The 22,249-nt window shown below is 29.5% G+C and carries 23 protein-coding genes; 21 read left to right on the top strand and 2 right to left on the bottom strand.

Going from position 1 to position 22,249, the window contains the following annotated elements; translation table 11 throughout:
- Positions 1-63 precede the first annotated feature (63 nt).
- From AXY43_RS04335 to AXY43_RS04320, 4 genes are all read left to right on the top strand, one after another.
- Positions 64-357, top strand: coding sequence for a hypothetical protein (locus tag AXY43_RS04335; protein ID WP_105411072.1), 294 nt, complete (start codon positions 64-66; stop codon positions 355-357).
- A 288-nt stretch (positions 358-645) separates the two neighbouring features.
- Positions 646-1,905, top strand: coding sequence for a glycosyltransferase (locus AXY43_RS04330; RefSeq protein WP_105411071.1), 1,260 nt, complete (start codon positions 646-648; stop codon positions 1,903-1,905).
- A gap of 305 nt (positions 1,906-2,210) precedes the next feature.
- Positions 2,211-3,098, top strand: a complete 888-nt coding sequence (locus tag AXY43_RS04325) for an alpha/beta fold hydrolase (RefSeq protein WP_105411070.1) — start codon at positions 2,211-2,213, stop codon at positions 3,096-3,098.
- A gap of 148 nt (positions 3,099-3,246) precedes the next feature.
- Entirely contained in the window at positions 3,247-3,633 is a 387-nt protein-coding gene (locus AXY43_RS04320; protein ID WP_077869332.1) for a VOC family protein, read from the top strand.
- A 209-nt stretch (positions 3,634-3,842) separates the two neighbouring features.
- Here the strand turns inward: AXY43_RS04320 and AXY43_RS04315 are convergent, their stop codons facing one another.
- Positions 3,843-4,472: a class I SAM-dependent methyltransferase gene (locus AXY43_RS04315; protein ID WP_105411069.1), complete on the bottom strand. Its 630-nt coding sequence runs from the start codon at positions 4,470-4,472 to the stop codon at positions 3,843-3,845.
- Between the two features lie 619 nt (positions 4,473-5,091).
- Here AXY43_RS04315 and licT point away from each other — a divergent pair.
- From licT to AXY43_RS27555, 12 genes are all read left to right on the top strand, one after another.
- Positions 5,092-5,922: a BglG family transcription antiterminator LicT gene (gene licT / locus AXY43_RS04310; protein ID WP_105411068.1), complete on the top strand. Its 831-nt coding sequence runs from the start codon at positions 5,092-5,094 to the stop codon at positions 5,920-5,922.
- 139 nt (positions 5,923-6,061) lie between these two features.
- Positions 6,062-7,951, top strand: a complete 1,890-nt coding sequence (locus AXY43_RS04305; RefSeq protein ID WP_105411067.1) for a beta-glucoside-specific PTS transporter subunit IIABC — start codon at positions 6,062-6,064, stop codon at positions 7,949-7,951.
- A gap of 165 nt (positions 7,952-8,116) precedes the next feature.
- Entirely contained in the window at positions 8,117-9,532 is a 1,416-nt protein-coding gene (locus AXY43_RS04300) for a glycoside hydrolase family 1 protein (RefSeq protein WP_105411066.1), read from the top strand.
- 434 nt (positions 9,533-9,966) lie between these two features.
- On the top strand, positions 9,967-10,458 hold the full coding sequence (locus AXY43_RS04295; RefSeq protein WP_039768243.1) for a GNAT family N-acetyltransferase: 492 nt from the start codon (positions 9,967-9,969) through the stop codon (positions 10,456-10,458).
- Between the two features lie 50 nt (positions 10,459-10,508).
- Positions 10,509-10,799 carry a pyridoxamine 5'-phosphate oxidase family protein gene (locus AXY43_RS04290; protein WP_242986289.1) on the top strand — a complete coding sequence of 97 codons (291 nt, stop codon included), beginning with the start codon at positions 10,509-10,511 and terminating at the stop codon, positions 10,797-10,799.
- Between the two features lie 170 nt (positions 10,800-10,969).
- Positions 10,970-11,326 (top strand): RidA family protein, encoded by a 357-nt coding sequence (locus AXY43_RS04285; RefSeq protein WP_077831609.1) that lies wholly within the window; start codon positions 10,970-10,972, stop codon positions 11,324-11,326.
- Positions 11,327-11,417: 91 nt separating this feature from the next.
- Positions 11,418-11,678: an NUDIX domain-containing protein gene (locus tag AXY43_RS04280; protein WP_105411065.1), complete on the top strand. Its 261-nt coding sequence runs from the start codon at positions 11,418-11,420 to the stop codon at positions 11,676-11,678.
- A 125-nt stretch (positions 11,679-11,803) separates the two neighbouring features.
- The gene (locus AXY43_RS27565) at positions 11,804-11,971 is read left to right on the top strand and encodes a hypothetical protein (RefSeq protein ID WP_171780658.1); all 168 of its coding nucleotides are present in this window, start codon (positions 11,804-11,806) and stop codon (positions 11,969-11,971) included.
- A gap of 185 nt (positions 11,972-12,156) precedes the next feature.
- Positions 12,157-12,411, top strand: coding sequence for a hypothetical protein (locus tag AXY43_RS04275; RefSeq protein ID WP_171786265.1), 255 nt, complete (start codon positions 12,157-12,159; stop codon positions 12,409-12,411).
- A gap of 285 nt (positions 12,412-12,696) precedes the next feature.
- Entirely contained in the window at positions 12,697-12,846 is a 150-nt protein-coding gene (locus tag AXY43_RS04270; RefSeq protein ID WP_241414831.1) for a hypothetical protein, read from the top strand.
- A gap of 17 nt (positions 12,847-12,863) precedes the next feature.
- Positions 12,864-13,142 carry a hypothetical protein gene (locus AXY43_RS27560; protein ID WP_242986287.1) on the top strand — a complete coding sequence of 93 codons (279 nt, stop codon included), beginning with the start codon at positions 12,864-12,866 and terminating at the stop codon, positions 13,140-13,142.
- On the top strand, positions 13,097-13,489 hold the full coding sequence (locus AXY43_RS27555; RefSeq protein WP_181246122.1) for a DUF4830 domain-containing protein: 393 nt from the start codon (positions 13,097-13,099) through the stop codon (positions 13,487-13,489). Before AXY43_RS27560 ends, AXY43_RS27555 begins: the two co-directional genes overlap by 46 nt.
- Before the next feature lie 318 nt (positions 13,490-13,807).
- On the opposite strand, the gene AXY43_RS04260 is transcribed toward AXY43_RS27555, so the two are convergent.
- A complete protein-coding gene (locus AXY43_RS04260) occupies positions 13,808-14,764 on the bottom strand; it encodes a LysR family transcriptional regulator (RefSeq protein WP_041897952.1) in 957 nt (318 codons plus the stop codon).
- Between the two features lie 168 nt (positions 14,765-14,932).
- Between AXY43_RS04260 and AXY43_RS04255 the strand changes: the two genes are divergently transcribed.
- From AXY43_RS04255 to AXY43_RS04235, 5 genes are all read left to right on the top strand, one after another.
- The gene (locus AXY43_RS04255; protein WP_026015725.1) at positions 14,933-16,393 is read left to right on the top strand and encodes an aspartate ammonia-lyase; all 1,461 of its coding nucleotides are present in this window, start codon (positions 14,933-14,935) and stop codon (positions 16,391-16,393) included.
- A gap of 1,142 nt (positions 16,394-17,535) precedes the next feature.
- A complete protein-coding gene (locus tag AXY43_RS04250) occupies positions 17,536-18,801 on the top strand; it encodes a cation:dicarboxylate symporter family transporter (RefSeq protein ID WP_039768229.1) in 1,266 nt (421 codons plus the stop codon).
- Between the two features lie 1,208 nt (positions 18,802-20,009).
- On the top strand, positions 20,010-20,132 hold the full coding sequence (locus AXY43_RS04245; protein ID WP_206154756.1) for a winged helix-turn-helix transcriptional regulator: 123 nt from the start codon (positions 20,010-20,012) through the stop codon (positions 20,130-20,132).
- Positions 20,133-20,216: 84 nt separating this feature from the next.
- Positions 20,217-20,780: a nitroreductase family protein gene (locus AXY43_RS04240; RefSeq protein ID WP_023973812.1), complete on the top strand. Its 564-nt coding sequence runs from the start codon at positions 20,217-20,219 to the stop codon at positions 20,778-20,780.
- A gap of 299 nt (positions 20,781-21,079) precedes the next feature.
- Positions 21,080-21,946: a cell division protein gene (locus AXY43_RS04235; protein ID WP_105411063.1), complete on the top strand. Its 867-nt coding sequence runs from the start codon at positions 21,080-21,082 to the stop codon at positions 21,944-21,946.
- Positions 21,947-22,249 lie beyond the last annotated feature (303 nt).

The raw sequence follows: 22,249 nt of genomic DNA, 5'->3' as shown, positions 1-22,249 counted from the left end.
TATGTTATAATTAGGATGAGATGTTATTAATTTATTTTATTTATTGAGAGGAAGATTATTTTTATGAAAAGTTATTATTATTTTTTAGCACTTGCAACATATGTAATATCCTTTCTAATATGTTTTAATATCTGCTTAAAAGTAAATATAGAAAAATTTATACGTGGTAAAATAAGCAGAAGAGTTAGTTTGGTTATAATTGCTTTTTTATTTAGTATTGTTGGTCCTTTAATGATAGATGGTTTGAATATTGCAAAAGAATACAGATTTTTGATTGATGGCTTTTTGGTTTTTGGACCTGCCACAGCTCTTTTTGTTTGGGCATTGCCAGCAAAACTAAACCGTAATAATCAATGAGTAATAATTAATACAAGTAAAGACTAAATTGAAATATTACAGGATCGTCTAGAAGTTGCAATGTTTTTTTGCATGATTTAGGCATAATACACAATGTGTAGAAAGTTAGTATCAAATTAATTTAAATAATAATATCTTCATCATTTTCTTATAAAAAGTAATAGTAATAATATGTGAATTAGCAGTTTCGTAGTGGGACAGAATATATTAAGTGTAAGGACATAAGAAATATAAACAGGGGATAGTTTTAACTAACAACTGATTATATTTGTGAAGGAGAAACTATGTATGAAAGTAGTATTTTTAACATTAGGTAGCAGAGGCGATGTTCAACCATATGTTGCACTTGCAAAAGAACTCATAAAAAACAGGCATGAAGCATTGGTGTGTACGGGGGGGAGTTTTAAAAGTTTTGTAGAGGAAAATGGTGTGACTTTTTGTGAGGCTTCAGCAGATCTTATGGCTCTCCTAGAGAGTGAGGAAGGAAAAAAGATTTTTAATGGCGGCCACTATAATGTTTTTAGAATGTTAAAGTATGCAAAGGAAGTAATTACACCCGAATATAGAAAAAGCATGGATGACTTTTTAGAGGCTTCAAAAGGAGCAGATATCATAGTGTATCATCCTAAAGCACTAGGGGCGGTTGATATTGCTGAATATTTAAATATTCCCTGCATAAGTATGCCTCCTATTCCAATTGTTTATCCGATCACTGAATTCCCTAATTTAGCCATTTCTGCTAATAAGAATTTTGGACCATTCTTAAATAAACTCTCTTATAAAGCTTCTTCACTTGGAGAGTTATCTTATATGAAACATATTAACGACTTCAGAAAAAAATCATTGCATTTACCCAAAAGAAAGGCAGGGGAGCTTGCGTTTAAAGTGAATGGGAAAAATATTCCGATAGTCTATCCGATTAGCCCGTTTCTCTTTAAAGAAGTAGACACTTGGAGTGAGAGTGTTTTCCTTTCAGGATTTTTCTTTTTGGATATAGTTGAAAGTGAGCTTGATGATGAAATGGAGGAGTTTCTGAAATCCGGTGTAAGGCCTATTGTTGTGTCTTTTAGCAGTATGCCTCTAAAAGACCCTAAAATATTTAAAAATAAGTTGATTAAAGCATTAAAGGAGACCGGTAACAGGGCTATTGTTTTAACTGGAACAAGTGGTATGACTTTTGAAAATGATGATAATATTATGGCAGTAAAAAAAGCATCTCATAGACTACTATTTAGAAGAGCTAAATGTATTATTCATCATGGTGGAGTCGGAACTATGTCAGAGGCTCTCCTTAGTGGGGTTCCACAATTAATCATGCCATTTACGGTAGATCAGCCGTTTTGGGCTAACAGACTTTATTTAAAAGGACTTACTACACATCCATTAAAGGAAAAAAATCTTGAAGTATATGATTTAGTTAAAGCATTTAAAGAAATGGAAAATGATAAATATATTCGAAATGCTGAAGAAATCAAAAATATTATTGAATCTGAAAAGGGACTTGAAAATGCAGTAAAATATATTGAAAGAGTATACAAAACATTTTGAAAAGATAATGTCTATTGTAAAGAAAGATAAATTTGCTGCATTACATGATTAATTAAAGGTATAAGACAATTAGAGGAAATGTTGATTTACATTTTTATTAAATCATGAATCAATAAAATAAAATGACAAATTGTGAAATCTTATTATTTAAGAGATTTAAATTATGATTTTTTTTACTGCGTAATGCTTACTATAAAACGTAATAGTGAATTAATGCTAAATAATGATCGTTTATTTACAAATTTATAAAAAGACGTTTTATAGTATTATATTAATAATAAAAATACAAAAGGGAGATGTATGCGATGGCACGCATAAATGCAAATGGAATACAAATTGAATATGAAATTTTTGGGGAGAAGACAAATCCTACTATAGTACTTATTGCAGGAAATGGTGCTCAGCTAAATTTTTGGGAACCAGATTTTTGTGAAATGCTTGCAAAGGAAAATTTACAAGTTATAAGATTTGATAATCGCGATGCGGGATTGTCTACAAAATTCGATGGGTTGGGTATTCCTGATATGGAAAGAATATACCAGGCAGCACAAGAGGGAAAAACAATTAACGTCGCCTATACATTGGAAGATATGGCTGATGATGTGGCTGGCTTATTAGATGCGCTCAATATAAAGAAGGCTCACATCTGTGGTGCTTCTATGGGAGGCATGATTGCTCAGGTTTTTGCTTATAAACACCCTTCACTTATATATAGTTTAATTTCCATTATGTCATCTACAGGTAATCCAAACAATCCACAAATATCACCAGAAACATTGAAGATTGTTACAGCAATGCCCCCAAATGGACGAGATGCATACATTGATTATACTTTACGTATGTGGAAAAATCTTTGGAGCAAAGGGTTTCCTTTTGAAGAGGAACGTGCAATACGATATACTGAAGAAAGCTATGATCGTTCTTATTATCCACAAGGAGCTGTACGCCAAAATGCGGCGTTGGTTGCTAATGGAGATAGAAGACAACACCTTTCATTATTAACAGTTCCAACACTGGTGATTCATGGAACTGCAGATCCATTGATTCCTGTTGAAGCAGGAAAAGATACAGCACGTACAATACCTAATGCTAAATTACTTTTGATTGAAGGCATGGGACATGATATGCCTAAAGGAACATGGAAATGCATAGTTGAAGCTATTGCTAATCTAGTAAACGACACGTCTCATTAATATTAATTAGAAAAGATACAACCATGTTTATTATGTAAGCAGAAAGTGGATTGATTATTATCGCAAATTCCACGTTATAGTTAAATTATTTCACATTATTTTTTTAAAATGAACTATATGTTAAATTAAGAAAGGGGAAAAATATACGATGAAAGCACAAATTAATCTTATTACGATTTGGACAAATGATATAGAGAGAATGAAAGATTTCTATAATAAAGTTCTTGGATTTAGAATTGAAAATGATCTTGGTAATTATGTTGAATTTGAAAATGATGGAGTAAGGTTTGCTATTTGTATGAGAGATGTTATGTATGTGTATAGTGACGAATATAGGAAAGAGTCATTTGGACAGGGATTTGAACTTGCTTTCCCATGTGAAAGTCCTAATGATGTTGATGAATCATTTAAGACGTTAATCTCAAAGGGAGCAACTTCTGTTCACGAGCCACAAGATATGCCGTGGAATCAAAGAACAGCACTATTTGCTGACCCAGATGGAAATATACATGAAATTTTTGCAGAAATTAAATAATACGTAGCTTTATTGCATTGAGTGTCATAGGAGGACAATCTCACTTGTGATTTTTTAGGCCACATATAAACATCATATTAAAACATAGGCAAAATAAAAATACCAACATTTCAATTTAAGAAAAGTTGATATTTTTATTTTTGTCATAATAGTTTACTAGCACACCTACATAATTTTATTGTAAGCATAAAAGGTTAGCTTTATCAGCTCTATATATCTTTTTTGCATTTTATCATTAAAAAGTTTACTGGAGGTTTATCTGGATTATCCTTATATATGTCATCAATCTCTACAAAGTCTACAAGACCATAATTTCCGAATTCTTTCTCTATAGACTTAGAATTGTAGAAAAACAGTTTTACACCATACGTTGTTTCATAATAATTTTCAGCAAGCTTCGTGCCATTACCGTACATTGGAGCTTTTTCAGAAACGGCTGTAAAAATCATATATCCACCTGGTTTTAAATGGTTATAGCAATCATTAATAAACTTTTTTCTTTCAGCTTCATTTAACAAATGAATAAGTGCAAAGCTGGCTACACCATCATAGAGTTTATTTTCAAAAGGCATATCTGATACTGATCCATGATAAATTTTATTATTAATTCCATGTTCTCTTGCTATATTAATTGCTGTTTGAGAAATTTCGATTCCTGTAACTTCCATGTTCTTATCAACAAATGGTTTTATATTTCGTCCATATCCAACACCTGGTATTAAGATCTCTTTCAGATTATTTTCAGCAAAGTAATCTGCGACTACAATTGCAGTGCTTGATGGCTCAAAACCCCACATTGCTTGCTTTTCTGAAAAATTTTTTTCCCAAAACTCTGACATATAAACATCTCCTTTAAAATTTTTTTATAACTTTATTATTAATATAAATCTTATTTTTATAGCAAAGATTATTTAAGTTATTTATAACCTAAATATAATTGTTTTAATCAAATGTATTACAGACTGTATTTATCTATAATATATCCGTTTATGCTTTTAGTCAATACTTATTAATGATTAAGTAAATTTTATTATGTTTTTATGGAAACCTATAAACTTTATGGTTCAAAGTAATGTATAGCATTCATATATGAGAATAAAAGACTTAAAAATATAGAGCAGATATATGTATTGTATGTGTAATATTTTGTTACTGGGAAAGTGGAAAAAAAATAATACTCAACAAGTAATGAACAGTTAATGCGGCAGTATTGTTATAGTTTAATAAGAGGTAACTTATTTGAATGCCTAAAAATATTTAAGAAAACTAAAATAAAATTGTTGACATTTAATTGCATAAACGTTATCATTGACTTACAACATTCATACAATTGTTAGGATTGTTACTGATTTGATCAGGCAAAACCTTAATTAATGAGAAAAGATATTTTTGTCTTTTTTGATTAATTGAGGTTTTTATATTATAAATTAGTATAATAGTATGGATAGGGGGAAAGAAATGATAATAAAAAAAATATTTAATAATAATACCCTATTAGCTAAAAATTTAGACAAAGATGAATTTGTCGTTATGGGATGCGGAATTGCGTTCAAGAAGAAAATAGGGGATGAAGTAGATGAAGGTTTAATAGAAAAAACTTTTATTCTTAAACAAAAAGATGCTTCAGAAAAATTTAAATTATTATTAGAAGATATCCCGGCAGAACATGTTTCGTTATGCTACGATATTATTGAATATGCGAAAAACATACTAGGTGTTGAATTAAGTGATTATATTTATGTCACACTTACAGATCATATTAGTTATGCACTAAAGTTGTTTGAAGAAGGCCTTAATAGACCAAATGCATTGATTTGGGAAATAAAGAAGTTTTATCCGAAGGAATTCAGTGTTGGATTAAAGGCACTAGATTTTATTGAAGATGAAGTTGCAAAAAGATTACCTGAAGATGAGGCAGGGAATATAGCATTACATTTAATAAATGCTCAAATGAATAATTCCAACAACAAAGTGGAAGATATTGCTCATCAAACAAAAATGATACAAGATATATTAAACATAATAAAATACACTTATAACATTCAACTTGATGAGAAATCTCTTAATTATGAAAGATTTGTTACGCATTTAAGATTTTTCTTCCAGCGTTTAAATAGAAATGAAAAAATAGAAACAGAGGAAGATGATTTCTTATTAAGGCAAGTTAAGGTAAAATATAAAAAAGCCTATGAATGTATGCTGAAAATACAGTCGTACTTAGAAAAAGAGTTGTCTGAAGAAGAGCAGTTATATTTGACTATTCATATTCAGAGAGTTACACAAAGATAAATTAAAAAATTATATAAAGTTTGGATTGTTACTGGTAAAGCAGGCGAGACCACTATAGATAGAGTAAAGTTGCACTGTATCTATTATTGGGTCTCGCTTTTTTTTATAAATATTATATTTTAAAAAGGAGAAATTATATATGAAATATGAACAATTAGCTAAAGACATTATAAAAAATGTTGGTGGAAAAGAAAACGTTAATAGTTTAACTCATTGTATTACTCGTTTACGTTTCAAATTAAAAGATGAAAGCAAAGCGAATACAGAAGTTTTGAAAAATATGGATGGAGTTGTAACTGTTATCAAAAGTGGAGGACAATATCAAGTAGTTATTGGAAATCATGTACCAGATGTTTATACTGATGTAAGAGCGGTTGGAGGTTTTTCATCAGCTTCAGAGGAAGCAACTGAAGAAAAAATGAGTCCACTTAATAAATTTATAGATACTGTTTCAGGTGTATTCACGCCAATTTTAGGTGTATTATGTGCAACTGGTATGATAAAGGGATTTAATGCATTATTTGTAGCATTGCATATACTTAATGCAACTGATGGGACTTATATACTTTTAAATGCAACAGGAGATTGTTTATTTAATTTCTTTCCAATATTCTTAGGTTATACCGCTATTAGTAAATTTAAAGGAAACAAATTTATTGGTATGGCAATAGGTGCGGCGCTTGTATATCCAACATTAGCAGGTATAACAGCAGCTCCAGCTAAGCCGTTATATACATTGTTTGAGGGTACGTTATTTGCATCACCAGTATATATAACTTTCTTAGGTATTCCAGTTATATTAATGAGTTATGCATCAAGTGTTATTCCAATAATTTTAGCTGCATTTGTAGGAGCTAAAATAGAAAATGGATTTAAAAAGATAATACCAGATGTAGTAAAAACATTCTTAGTACCATTTTGTACATTGCTAGTTATTGTTCCATTAACATTTATAGTTATAGGCCCTATTTCTACGTGGTTAGGACAATTGCTTGGGGCATTAACTCTTGCTATTTATAACTTAAGTCCAATTGTTGCAGGTTTATTTATAGGCGCATTTTGGCAAGTATTTGTTATATTTGGATTACACTGGGGACTTGTGCCTATAATGATAAATAATCTATCTGTATATGGATATGATCCAGTTATTGCATTAATGTTTGGGGCTTCTTTTGCTCAAACAGGTGTAGTTGGAGCTATTTTACTTAAAACAAAAAATAAAAAATTAAAATCATTATGTATACCAGCATTTATTTCAGGTATTTTTGGTGTTACAGAACCGGCTATATATGGTATTACATTACCACGTAAAAAGCCATTTATCTTAAGTTGTATTGGTGGAGCATTAGGTGGCGCTGTTTTAGGAATTATGGGAAGTAAACTATATATTTTCGGCGGATTGGGAGCTTTTGGAATTCCAAGTTATATTGGGCCAAATGGTGTGGATAATGGATTCTATGGTGCAATTATTTGTGTATTAGCAAGTTTCTTAATAGGATTCCTGCTAATGTTCTTTACAAAACTTGAAGATAATCAAGTAACTGAAACAGTCAAAGAAGAAACTCCATTAGTTAAACAAGAAATATTAGTAAGTCCATTAAAAGGTGAAGTTAAACCTTTATCAGAAGTAAAAGATGAAGCATTTTCAAAAGGTGTACTTGGAAAAGGTATAGCAATAGAACCAACTGAAGGTAAAGTAATTGCTCCAGTAGATGGTGTATTAACTACTCTATTCCCAACTGGCCACGCATTAGGAATTACAAGTGATAATGGAGCAGAAATATTAATTCATATAGGAATGGATACTGTTCAATTAGATGGTAAGCATTTCACTCCTAAAGCAAAACAAGGAGATACTATTAAGGCTGGAGATGTGTTATTAGAATTTGATATTAAGGCTATAAAAGGTGAAGGATATTCAGTAATAACACCTGTAATAATCACTAATTCTGATAATTACTTAGATGTAATAGAAACAGATAAGAAAAATGTTAATTATAGAGAAGATTTATTAACAGTAATGATTTAAGGTGCATTCAAAAATCATAAAAATACTAAGAATAAGAGTAGAGTTAATTTTATGCTTAGTATTTTACGACATAGTCAAAAATTCACTAATATATAAGAAAGTATAAAAGTTTTTAAATATGGCATAGATGCTTTAAGGAAAATATAAAATTTAGGAGGAATAGTTATGTTAATTAAGTTTCCAGAAGGATTTTTATGGGGAGGGGCTACAGCTGCTAACCAATTTGAAGGTGCATATAATGAAGATGGTAAAGGATTATCAACTCAAGATATAGCTCCAAAAGGATTAATGGGTCCATTAACTGATGAACCTACAGAAGATAATATGAAGCTTATAGGAATTGATTTTTACCACAGATACAAAGAAGACATCAAATTATTTGCTGAAATGGGCTTTAAGACTTTCAGATTATCTATTGCATGGTCAAGAATATTCCCAAATGGTGATGATAAAGAACCAAATGAAAAGGGATTGCAATTCTATGATAATGTATTTGATGAATTAGCTAAATATGGAATTGAACCTTTAGTTACAATTTCGCATTATGAAACTCCACTTGCTTTAGCTAAGAATTATGATGGTTGGGTTAATAGAAAACTTATTGGATTTTTTGAAAACTATGTTAGGACAATTTTTACAAGATATAAAGATAAAGTAAAGTATTGGCTTACTTTTAATGAAATAAACTCAGCAGTTCACCAGCCTTATATGAGTGCGGGTATATGGACTCCAAAAGAAAAATTAAGTAAGCAAGACTTATACCAAGCTATGCATCATGAATTAATTGCAAGTGCACTCGCAGTAAAAATTGGCCATGAAATAAATCCAGAATTTAAAATAGGATGTATGGTTCTTGGATTGCCAAATTACCCATTAACTCCAATGCCAAGTGATGTACTTAAAGCAATGGAACAGGATAGAGAAAATCTATTTTTTGCAGATATTCATGCAAGAGGAGAATATCCAAGATACATGAATAGATTCTTTAAAGAAAATAATATAGAAATAAAAATGGAAGCTTCGGATAAAGAAATATTAAAAAATACAGTAGATTTTATTTCATTTAGTTACTATATGAGTTTCTGTGCAACTGCAGATCCAGAAAAGAATAAAGCTGGAGCAGGAAACATTTTTCCTGGTGTACCAAATCCGTATTTAAAAGCATCTGAATGGGGATGGCAAATAGATCCTGAAGGCTTAAGATATATTCTTAACCAATTCTATGATAGATATCAAAAACCATTATTTATAGTTGAAAATGGCTTAGGTGCAGTGGATGAATTAATAACTGATGAAAATGGTAATAAGACAGTAAATGATGATTACAGAATTAAGTATTTAAATGACCACTTAGTTCAAGTTGCAGAAGCTATTGAAGATGGTGTTGAACTTATGGGATATACTACATGGGGATGTATAGATTTAGTTAGTGCATCAACTGCTGAACTTAAAAAAAGATATGGCTTTATCTATGTAGATAGAAACGATGATGGAAGTGGAACTTTAGAAAGATATAAGAAAAAGAGTTTTGATTGGTATAAAGAAGTAATAGCAACAAATGGAGCAAGTTTAAAAAAATAAAATTAAAGTCTAAGATCTATGATATGAAAAATATCAGTGGTGGATTTTTAAGTTTACGCATCGCCTCCACTAATGAAACCTATGAAAATCTAAAATTTAGATTTTCATAGGTTTATTTTAGTTTGTAAATATTTGAGAAAATTCGTATTTAAAATCTTTAAGTGATGATTTTTTACAACTGATTAGAAATTTCGCACATTAGTAAGGTTAAAAAACATGGAGCTTATGATCTATACCAGAAGAATCTTGTTCCAATACATGTTACGTAATTATTAGCTCTTTTAAGATAGTTTTGATAAGTAACAATAGTTATATAGATATATGCAATACTTGTAAACACAGCTATAATATGTATATGAGATATTGTAGAATAGTAAATAATTGTGAATGAAGGTATAAAAATAGCGAAATAAATGTTTGGGAAGGAAAATATTATGGAGTTAAGCAAATTGATATATAAAAGAGCGGATATACAAAATGTTGATATTATGTTAGAAATTATACATAGGTGCATGAAAGAAGTAAATTATATAGATTATAATGAGAGTGAATTTCAAAAATATTTAGGTACATTTACTGCAAATTGGCTAAAAAACATTATTGAAACAAGACATTATTATGAAGTTTGGTATAATAACAAGATTATTGCTTGTGGAGGAGTAAGTAGAGATTATAGTCAAGAAAAACAAAGCTATTTTACTGCTATATTCGTCAATCCAGATTATAGGGGGAAAGGTATAGGAAGAGACCTTGTACATCATCTTGAACTTGATGAATGGTGTCTTGATAGCAATTTAATTGAAATTCCATCTTCCAAAAGTTCTCATAAATTTTATAATAAGCTTGGTTATGAGTATAGAACATTTCCACCAGTATTTAATAAAAATGATGGTTCAACTATTATGTATAAATATAAGAAAGTATAATATGACATACCTGCAATTAAAGTTGGGAGTAATGATCTATAAAGGAGAAAGTGAAAATCACTGAATACGAAAATAGTTTAAATATTCTAAAAGTGTTATTTGCAAAAGATTATCAATTTGCTTTAGCAACATCAAATGATAATATTCCATCTGTTAGGTTTGTGGATACTTTTTATGATAATGGTGCATTTTATATTGTTTCTTATGCAAAATTGCAAAAAGTAAAAGAGATCGAGAAGAATAATAAAATTTATAAGGATGGAACTGGATATAGAGTTGATTTTCAAAATAGACAAGCTGAGGAATTTACATTTACATTTCATATAGTAACAGTTGATTGATTTACTCTTAGATGAGGCATAATTTGTCATGGTTTCTTTATAAAAGTAATTGAAAAAGAACTAAATGTATCATAAAACATAATAATAAATTTATGGGAACCAATAGTGTTTGTTTAACTAAAAGATAAATAGAAATTTGTAACGAAAATAAAATATGAGGAGAATGTTAAATGAGAGAAATTATAAGAACAGAAATAGACGAAGAATGGGCACACTCTGCGATTGTTGAGGCAGGAAATCATGTTTATATCAGCTATTGCATGAAGAATGAGGGACAATCAATAGAAAATCAAATAAATGGTGCATTTGATGTTTTGAGTGAAAGACTTGAAAAGATAGGCTTGACATTGAAATCTGTAGTGCAAATGGATTGCTTATTTAGAGATATTAAAGATTTATCGTTTTTAGGAGAAATAATTAAGGAGAGATTTGAAGGAAAATATCCAGCAAGAAAGGCATATGAAACAAAGTTTATTAGAGATGGAATTGACTTTCAGGTTGATGCAGTAGCTTTCAGAGAGAATTAAATGAATTGAAAAATATCTTTTAGTTACCTAGAAACTGAAGAACATTATGAATTAGACATCTAAAGAATTGTTAAGGGTAGTGTGAAAATATATGGATGAATACATAAAAAAGTTAAGAAAGCATATTGGTAATTCACCATTACTTCTTGTAGCAGCTGGAGCTATAATCCATAAAAATAGAAAAATATTATTACAGAGAAGAGCAGACAGTGGTAACTGGGCGATACATGGAGGAGTTCTAGAATTAGGAGAAACAGTAGAGGAAACAGTTAAACGTGAATTGAATGAAGAAATATGTATAAACATTGGAATGATATGGGCTAGAGTTACTAAAAATATGAAAAATAATTAATTGAAATGCTGCATTATTTAGAAATGAATTAGTAGTATTTTTATTACTCAATCTAAAAAACGTAATAGTAAGTTATTGTGAAATAAAGATTATTTATATAATAGAAATGTGGGGAGAATGAAATTATGAATGAAAAGGATAAAGAAAATAAAAATACAGAGATTGATGATGAAAACAATGAAAGTTCAGAAGAAAAAGAAGAAGATAATTATTTGGCATTAGGTATGTGCATTGGTATGAGTTTGGGATTAGCAATTGGTTCAAGCGTAAAAAAGAATTGTATTTATGTATAGATTATGGACATGGTGTGTAGTTGAAGTAATGAATAATTTTATTATTAAACGTAATAGTAAATTATTATGTATTAATTATAAACGTATATAAGGGGGAGATATAAATAAAAAAATCAAAAATTATAATTAAAATAATAATAATGACACTGATCCTTATTATTTTGTCTGCATCATTCTCAAATCGTGTGATATATGGTACTTGGAATATATTTAGCTATCCTAATAGGCTGTATTTTGATGAATACCGCTATGATATTGGAATAGTTGTAAAATTACTAGATTATGAAAAGCCTCAATATGAAGTTTCTAGAAATATTGATAAACTTACAGGTAAAAGAATTTATAGCAAAGAAAAAAACTTTATTGGAAATGGAAAAGTAGTTTATTTGCATTTAGATGGCGATAGATATCTTGCTTTTGCATCTGGCGGTGGTGGGTGATATACATTAAATGCTATAATAAGTGCTTCGTATTATTCTTAAATCATGAATCAATAAAAATGAATAGCAAACTGTAAATTGTAAATTGTATTATTTATTTTTATTGATTCATGAGTTTTTAGTGCGCAATTTATAGAAACGCAATAAGTAAGTAAGAGCGAACTGAAGATAGCTAATATTTTATGTAGGAAGCTATAAAATGAGCGATAAGCAAAAAAGCATTAAAGATGATCCATATTTTATTATGGAGCTTGAAACAAGAAGGTGATTTTAGGATGGCTTCAGATGGGCAATAAACAAGCAGATTTCTTCTATAGTAAAATAATTAATACAGAAGTTATTAAGCCATCCTTCATTAAGTTTTTGACTTTAAAAATGCAGCAAATGGCATTTTTAAAGTATGTTATTAATAAAATTTATTTTATATATTATTGAGAGGATAAATTGAAGTTATGATAATAAAAAAACAAAATCTAAAAAAAATAATTACTATTGGATTAATTTCTTTTACAATAGCAACTATACCTCCTATAAAAGTATTTGCTATTTGGAATCAAGATAATAATGGCTGGTGGTATTCAGAGGGAAGCGAATATTCTATAGGTTGGAAACAAATTGATGGAGAATGGTATTATTTTAACAACAATGGCTCTATGGCTAAAATACTTGCATTAATGGTTATACATTGGACTCAAATGGAATATGGATTAACAACACTCCAAATAATTTAGTAGATTCAGAAAAAGATAAAAAAATAGCAGAAGATTATGTTGAATCTTTAGGTTATATTATTACGAAAAATTTAGGAGAAGTAGGTAGTTTTATATTGGATGAAAACAAAGTTTCAAGTGCAGAATGGGAAAACAAATGGGAAGTACAAAAAGTTAAGCCCAATGAGTATTTAGGGAAACAGATTAATATATATAATTTTAAAGTAAAAAATCATCCTTTAGAAAAACAATATAATTCTGAGGTTTATGTTTATATTATGATTTCAGAAGGAAAAGTTATTGGAGGATATTCTATACCTGATAAAGGATATACTGGAGGAGTTTATTCCATAGATGGGAAACTATAAATTTTAAGAAAAGTTGGTGCTTTCATTTTCTAAAAGCTTTTTGAATAAACTACAAGATATAGATATCCAATCTAAGAATTATGTTTATGGATTAAAATATATGCTATACCAGAAAGGACAGGTACTCTTTTGTGCAGTGTTATATTAGAGAATATGTTGTAGGAATTTCTTCATTAGAAGTTGTTCCATTTTGCTTGTCACGAGCTTGCCTCGGGAGCATGATGAAATGGTCCAACTTCTGATGTTAGAAATCCTCAACTTATTCTCAGTAACCGGAACAACAGAGTACCTGTCCTTTCGGTATTTTACCACATAATTCTAAGTTATATCCTCATTAATTTCAGGTATAGCCATTTTTAAGAACTCTTCCATTGCTCGTGTGAAGTATTTTCCCTTTTTGGTGTAGAAATATACGTTACGGCAAATGCTATCCTCATTCAGCTTATAATAGATTACGTTAGGGTCAGGTTTTGTATATCTTATAAGCGTATCACTTAAAAAGCTGATGCCCATTCCATAGCAGGTAAGGTTATATGAAGTAACTAACTGGTCTAATTTTAAAATCACATTTGGTGAAAAGTTATGATGTTGACATATCTTCTCAGCACGTTTTCGTGTGTCATTTCCAGATCTTAAAAATAGAAATGGTTCATCTTTAAATAGTTCCAAAGGAACACTAGGTGTAGATGAATCAAGATGTTTATTATTTATTATGTCATGAGCAGTTAATTGATAATTTATAGTTTTACTATTAACTTCAAATTTCTTTGGAACAGCTAAGAGCAAGTTTTCATTACAGTATTTATGTCTAGAATATATATTTTCGTTAAACTCATAATTATCTATAACAAGATCTAAAGCACCAGAGAAGAGTTGCTGTTCTAAAAGCGCAGTATTAGCTTCAACCATATGAATAGAAACAAGTGGAAATTTTTCTCTAAAATCTGTGATTATAGGAGGAAGAATATAAGAGGCAAAAAGATTACTTCCGCCTATAGCTATATTTCCAGTACGTAACTCGTTCATATTGCTTAAGAAATTCTCGAATCCATTTTTAATATCAAGAATCTTTTCTATACATTTTACATACTCCTGTCCACAAGGAGTTAATTGAATTGGATTTGTACTTCGGTCAAACAAGGGAAAACCTACACGCTCTTCTATCTTTTTTATAGTTGCACTAAGGGAAGGCTGAGAAATATACAGGTTTTGAGCGGCTTTTGAAAAACTTTTTTCCTTATTAACTTCATACACATATTCCATACCTTTAAACATAAATAACCTCCATATATAAATAAAAATCTATAATACTTATATCATTATATGTATTTGATTATATTGTAGAGGACACTTATAATGAAGTCAACAGATGAATTAGAAGAATTTGATAATAAACCAATAATTTATACAAGAAGTGCCGATTATAATGTGGGGGCGAAGGTTATGATAAGGGAAATAAAGTTAGAAAATAAAGATATCAATTTCCGTAAGGAGAACGACTCAATTGGAAGCAAGGACATACCTGAAGATGTATATTATGGTGTACAATCTTTGCGTGCTGCTGAAAACTTTAGGATTACTGGATTGTTCATGCATCCAGAAATTATAAATAGTTTAGCATATATAAAAAAAGCAGCTGCTATAACAAATTGTGAAGTTGGAGTTTTAGACAAAAAGATTGCAGATGCAATTGTAAAAGCTTGTGATGAGATATTAAGAGGAAACCTGCATGAATACTTTATTGTTGACCCAATTCAAGGTGGAGCAGGAACTTCACTTAATATGAATGCTAATGAGGTCATAGCCAACCGTGCAATTGAGATACTTGGAGGTAAAAAAGGAGAATATTCTATTGTACATCCAAATGATCATGTAAACTGTGGACAATCTACTAACGACGTTATACCAACTGCAGGAAAAATTACTGCTTTAAAATTATTGGAACATGCTCAAAGTGAGCTGTATAGATTACATGATGCATTTTCACAAAAAGCTATAGAATTTGATCACATAATAAAAATGGGAAGAACTCAAATGCAAGATGCAGTACCAATTCGTTTAGGTCAAGAGTTTAAAGCTTATTCAGTAGCTATAATGAGAGATGTTAACCGTATGGAAAAAGCTATGGATGAGATGCGAGTTCTTAATATGGGCGGAACTGCAATAGGTACTGGAGTTAATGCAGACGTAAAGTATCTTAAAAGAGTTGTTCCAAATCTATCAGAGATTACAGGAATGGATCTTATACAAGCTTTTGATTTAATAGATTCAACACAAAACTTGGATTCCTTTGTAGCAGTATCAGGAGCAGTTAAGGCTTGTGCAGTAACATTATCTAAGATTGCTAATGATTTAAGATTAATGTCTTCTGGACCAAGAACAGGATTTGGAGAAATTAATCTTCCAGCAAAACAAAATGGTTCCTCTATCATGCCAGGAAAAGTTAACCCAGTTATTCCAGAGGTAGTAAACCAAGTGGCATTCAATATTATAGGAAATGATACGACAATCACAATGGCAGCAGAAGGTGGACAATTAGAACTTAATGCATTTGAACCAATTATATTCTATTGTTTATTTCAATCAATTGATACTCTAACTTATGCAGTTCAAACTTTCATAGATAATTGTGTAAAAGGTATTACAGCCAATGAAGAAAGATGCCGTGATTTAGTAGAGAACAGTGTTGGAATAATTACAGCAATTTGCCCACACGTGGGATATTCAACAGCTGCAAGCTTAGCTAAAGATGCTATAAAAACAGGGACATCTATTAGAACTTTGATATTAGAAGCGGGACTTTTAAGTGAAGATGAACTAAATGAAATTTTAGATCCATTTAATATGACAGAGCCAGGGATATCAGGAAAGAAATCTATTAGCAATGAATTAAAAACAGTTTAATAAATAAAAATATCTATACTTATGCGTATACCTCACCGAAATGAATAATATACTTTTGTTCCAGTTTCTGGGTAATTCTGATGGGTGATTCTAAGACTATAAAGTTGCATCCAAAGTGCTAGCCTCAAAGAGCAAGCTTTGAACTAGCACATTTGGAACAACTTATAGCCAAAGAATCACATCCATCAAGATTACCAATAAAACATTCCACAAAAGTATATCACTCATTTCTGGTTAAAAGATATTTCATAGTCTAAGTATAGTTTATGATTGAATTATCTATAATACTTAATAAAATAATTGTAACAGGAATGTAATAATATAAATTAAAGAATTTTAGGTTTAGAAAAGCAATCTATGTTTAGATTCTGTAAATATTTGTGATTATTCAATTAAATGAATGCATAATTGAGAATTAAGCAAATTTAGTTCGAAATCTTCTTTAAATGTAAATTAAAGGAACTTTTAATAGTTCCCTTAAAATATTGTATATTATCAACACTGTTCTTTAACAGAGTCTAAAATTAAATAGCAAGAAAAGTCATTTGGAGTGATATGAGATTCATAATTTTAATCTCATATCACTCCTTATTTTTATGCTCTTGGCACATGGTAAACTCCATATTAATTAATTGACATGAAAAATTTTTTTCTAATTCATATAAAGATGTTTGAAATAGATGCTATATTACAAGAAAGCATCTTGTAATATGTACTTAAGGCACTAAAATAGAGGGTTTAACGTATATTATTTGAGTTGGAATTATAATAAATTTAATTTATAAAAGTCGCACTAACGAATATTTTAATAAGCCTAAAATGGATTTTTTTGATTATTCAGAATTTTAAAAACATAAGAATAAATGATTTTTTGTGTTATAATACATGCGGAAATTGAATTTTCTTGTATAAATTTTCAAAAGTGAGACATTATGTCATAGCTTGATTATAAAAGCAATAAGAAATTTAGTAAAATAACATTATTTTTTTTATAAAAATCCATTGTTTTTTTATTAAGTATGTTTAAATTTGGAATTTTGTCTTTTTAAATACTTATAAGGTTTTATCAAATATATTCTCTGTAGTAAGTTTTTGAAACGAGAAAATTCTAAGTTGCAGCATTTTAGAAGGGGGATATTAAAATGAAAAAATTAGGATTAGCATTTCAAATTCTTCTAGGGCTTGTGCTAGGTATTGCAATAGGAGCTGCTTTTTATGGCAATCCAGTTGTAGCATCATACTTACAGCCTATTGGAGATATATTCATCAGACTAATCAAAATGATAGTTGTTCCTATAGTATTTTCATCACTTGTTGTTGGTGTTGCTGGTGTAGGTGATATTAAGCAGGTAGGAAAAATAGGAGGAAAAACCATACTGTATTTTGAAATAGTAACTACAGTTGCCATTGTAATAGGACTAGTTGTGGCTAATGTAGCTCATCCAGGAAGTGGAATTAATATTCAACAACTTTCGTCAGTTAGTATCGAAAAATATATGAATACAGCTGAAACTGTATCTAGCCATGGTTTTGCAGATACATTTTTAAATATTGTTCCAACAAATATCTTTGAATCTCTTTCAAAAGGTGATTTACTTGCAGTTATATTCTTTTCGGTTATGTTTGGTTTAGGTGTTGCTGCAATTGGAGAAAAAGGAAAGCCTGTTCTTGCTTTTTGTCAAGGTGTGGCTGATTCAATGTTTTGGGTAACTAATCAAATTATGAAACTTGCACCACTTGGAGTATTTGGATTAATTGGTGTAACAGTTTCTAAATTTGGAGTAGCTTCATTGATTCCATTAGGTAAATTAGTTATTAGTGTTTATGTAGCTATGATTTTCTTCATATTTGTTATATTTGGCTTGATAGGTAAGATGTGTGGTTCAAGCATTATATCACTTATGAAGATTTTAAAAGATGAAATTATCCTCGCGTACACTACAGCAAGTTCTGAAGCAGTTTTACCAAAACTTATGGAGAAGATGGAAAAGTATGGCTGTCCGAAAGCTATTACATCTTTTGTTATTCCAACGGGGTATTCATTTAACTTAGATGGATCTACCTTATATCAGGCGATTGCAGCACTTTTTATCGCGCAAATATATGGGATAAATCTGCCAATTGCTACGCAAATAAATTTAGTATTTGTACTAATGGTTACATCAAAAGGTATGGCTGGAGTTCCAGGGGCATCCTTTGTTGTTTTATTAGCAACCGTTGGTTCTGTAGGTATACCTGTAGAAGGGGTAGCTTTCATTGCAGGAATAGATCGTATTGTTGATATGGCAAGAACTGTTGTTAATATAATTGGAAACTCATTAGCTGTTATCGTTATTTCTAAGTGGGAAGGGAAATATGATACAGAAAAAGGAAAGAAATATTTGAACGTTATCAAAAAAGCAGCTTAATCACATAGAAACATGTGAATCTCAAAAAGCAGAAATAGTGTTATTTCCAAGGACTATGGAAATATCGCTGAAAGTACTAAATTTCAGGTTTCATCACTAATGCTTGCTCCAAATTTCATTGTGACAAGCATTAGTTAAACAACCTACAATTAAGAACTTTTAACTGAAAATTTTTAAAGATAAGTATAGAATATTCTATGCTTATTTTTTTTGAGTTCTGCATGAAAGTAATGTAGATTTATTAATGAAATGCAAGAATTAGCATTTAGTTTTCAAGAATGGTTAGAAAATAAATAAATATATTTAGATAGTCATGTCCTGATTACATTATTTATGGAGTAATAAAAATAAAAAATAGAAGAAATACCGCATTATTCAATAAAAATGAATTTGCGGTATTTTTTTATTTAAGTACTGCACAATACTTAAAATAATAGGTACAAAAAATGCCCCAATAAAGGGGCGTATATGTATGTGATAATTAATATTTGCGGGGTATTTATATTATACGTTAATATATCTTAAATAATACGTAATTAAAATATCATATTCCCACATTAAATGGATTGAAAATGGAGTACTGATCTGATTATGGAGACATTCTTAGTTTATGAGTATTTTATGAAATTATTCATGATAAAAATAATAAAAGCTCCCTAAAAATAGGGAGCTCAAAAAATAATGAACAAAAGTGTAAAGACTTATAAATAAAGAGCAACTAAAAGATCAAAATAACGAGCAAGAGGTTTCCTTTAATTATATGAAGGTTAAATTCATATAATTAAAAATATTAATATAATTTTTAAATAAGTATTCAAACAATTCAATTCAAACTAATATGTTAGTAGTTTGGAAATTTTGAAATTTAAGATGTAAAAGATAATTGACCACTACCAGCTATTATGACTTTATAACCATATTGCATAGGATTTAATACATATTGCAAGGAGTTTGGCTCAAAGCGTATAGATTGTTCCATTTGAGTAGCCACCTTTCACAATTCGAGTGTTATACAAGTAAGCAATTAAATTTATCATGTGGAATTATTAAATAAATATGCATAATGTAGATTTGGTGAAGTAAATAAAATATGTTCTTTGAAAACTGAATAATGTGATATTTAAAAATCTGTTATAATATTTATTAAAGAAAAGAAAGTTTGTTTAATAGATATTATGAAGGTTAAGGTTATGATAAAGAAATAAGATATGCCTGTTTGTGATGTTGCCACAACTGTACAGATATTGGGCAGTAAGTGGAAACTATTAATTATAAGAGATTTGATAGATGGACCAAAGCGAAACAGTGAAGCAATGGGGACATTTGTATAAAGAGCGATTATAGAGACTTTTTTGTGCGTACTGTTCATATAAAAAAAGTCGTTATATAATAGTTTTATGAAGGGCTGATATTATATGAAGACAGTTTTAGAAGTTATAAAAGAAAGAAGATCTATAAGATTTTTTAAAGAAGAACAGATAAAAAAAGAGGAGTTAGAGAAAATTTTAGAGGCTGGTTTATGGGCGCCGTGTGCAGGAAATCTACAAGCGGTAAAATTTGTTGTAGTTCAAGATAAGAGATTAAATGATGAATTGGGAAAGATAAATAGAGAACTTTTCGGAGCTGCAAGGAGAAACGATAAATCAAGTGGAAGTATTGCTGATGATGATAGTATTAAAAGTGCTTTTTATAAAGCTCCTGTAGTAATTTATTTATTTGCACCAGATAATTATCCTTATGCAATTCATGACTGTTGTGTTGCAAGTCAAAATATTATGCTTGAAGCAGCAGAAATAAATATTGGTTCTGTTTGTATTTCAAGAGGAGAAAAAACATTTGAAACTGAATTAGGTAAGAAAAGTAAGGAAAAATGGGGATTAGATAGTACTTATAAATGTCATAGTATCATTCCTCTTGGTTACATATCTAAAAATGGTAAACCACAGTCAAGGAAAGAAAATAGAATTATTTTTGATTAAAAAGATTTATGTATTGTTTAAAATTTAATAACGTATTTAAATATCACATTATCATAGTAATAGATAGATAATGTGATGTTTTTATGTACAGTTCTTCACAATACTAAAATAAAACGTAATAGTAAATAAATGCGAATTAAATTGAAAATTTATAATGTCTAATTTATAATACTAACTATATTAAGTTGTAAAGAGGGTAATAGGAATATGAAAAAAGTTTGTATGCCATATTCCTATATTGTCTCCATGAAACTTAAGGGGCAACAGTAGTTAAGTGAATTGTTATTAAGGAGTTTGTAATGAAAAAAGTAAGATTATTAAATTTTATACCACTAATAATTGCAGCGCCTCCAGTCATTATTGGAGTGATAGTAATGTATTTGCACAATGTTGCTGTCTTTACTGTTGGACAAAATATTTTTTGTTTATTAATAGGGGGATTGATTTCATCTTTTGTTGTATCAAGAAAAGAAAAAATGAAAGGTATTAATACTGAGAGCATCACTATATTTGTCTCAGGAATACTACTATTTCTAACTCTTATTAATTCAGGAATGGAAGGGGTACATAGATGGATATCTCTTGGACCAATTAAGTTCTATGTGGCAAGTATAGTTTTGCCTATTGTGATTATTAAGTTATCGGGGTTATTGGTGAATGGAAAACAGAGGGCGACCATAATTACTACAATAATTGTATCACTCATTTTACTAAGACAGCCAGATGCTTCGCAGTTAACTGCATTTGTAATTCCAATGATTATTCTTATATGGAATAACACCAGAAACAATATAATTCGTTTTAGTATTGTAGGAGCACTTTTAATAATGGCTGTTGTTTCGTGGGTGTATTTAGATGCATTACCACCTGTATCATATGTAGAAGAAATACTTAGTCTTGCAGCTAATACCGGAATCATATGGTTTGTTTTAGGAGTTATATCATTAGTTATATTACCATTGCCATTTATAATCTTTCCCCCAAAGAACTCAAAACTAATATCCAGGTGTATTGGTATATATTTTATTATTATATTGATATCTACACAATTTGGGAACTTCCCAATTCCATTGATGGGATACGGGATTTCTCCTATTATAGGTTACTTTATAGCAATTACCTGGCTGGTTAAGGATAAAGTCAAAAAGAAAAATCAGATAAAATAATCGATTATGTTAATTCATAACATTCTGAAATCATGAATCAATAAAAATAAATAACAAATTGTAAAATCGTATTATTCAAGAGATTGAATTTGCGATTTTTTTATGCGTACTATGTAGAAAGTGTGAATTAAATTAAGAAATGCTCTCTGAAAATTGAGCAATATGGTTTTTGTAAAATATTCTATAATTACTACAGAATAGTAAAATGGCGTGTAGTAAATTATTAAGTTATTAAGTAAATATAAAATAGAATAATTTGACAAAAGAATATTTGTTCGGTATTCTATATTATAGAAATATTTT

The sequence above is a fragment of the Clostridium sp. MF28 genome (assembly GCF_002969175.1).
Lineage (GTDB): Bacteria > Bacillota > Clostridia > Clostridiales > Clostridiaceae > Clostridium > Clostridium beijerinckii.
Note: the sequence above shows the minus strand (reverse complement) of the source record. Positions and strands in the feature narration are given on the sequence as shown.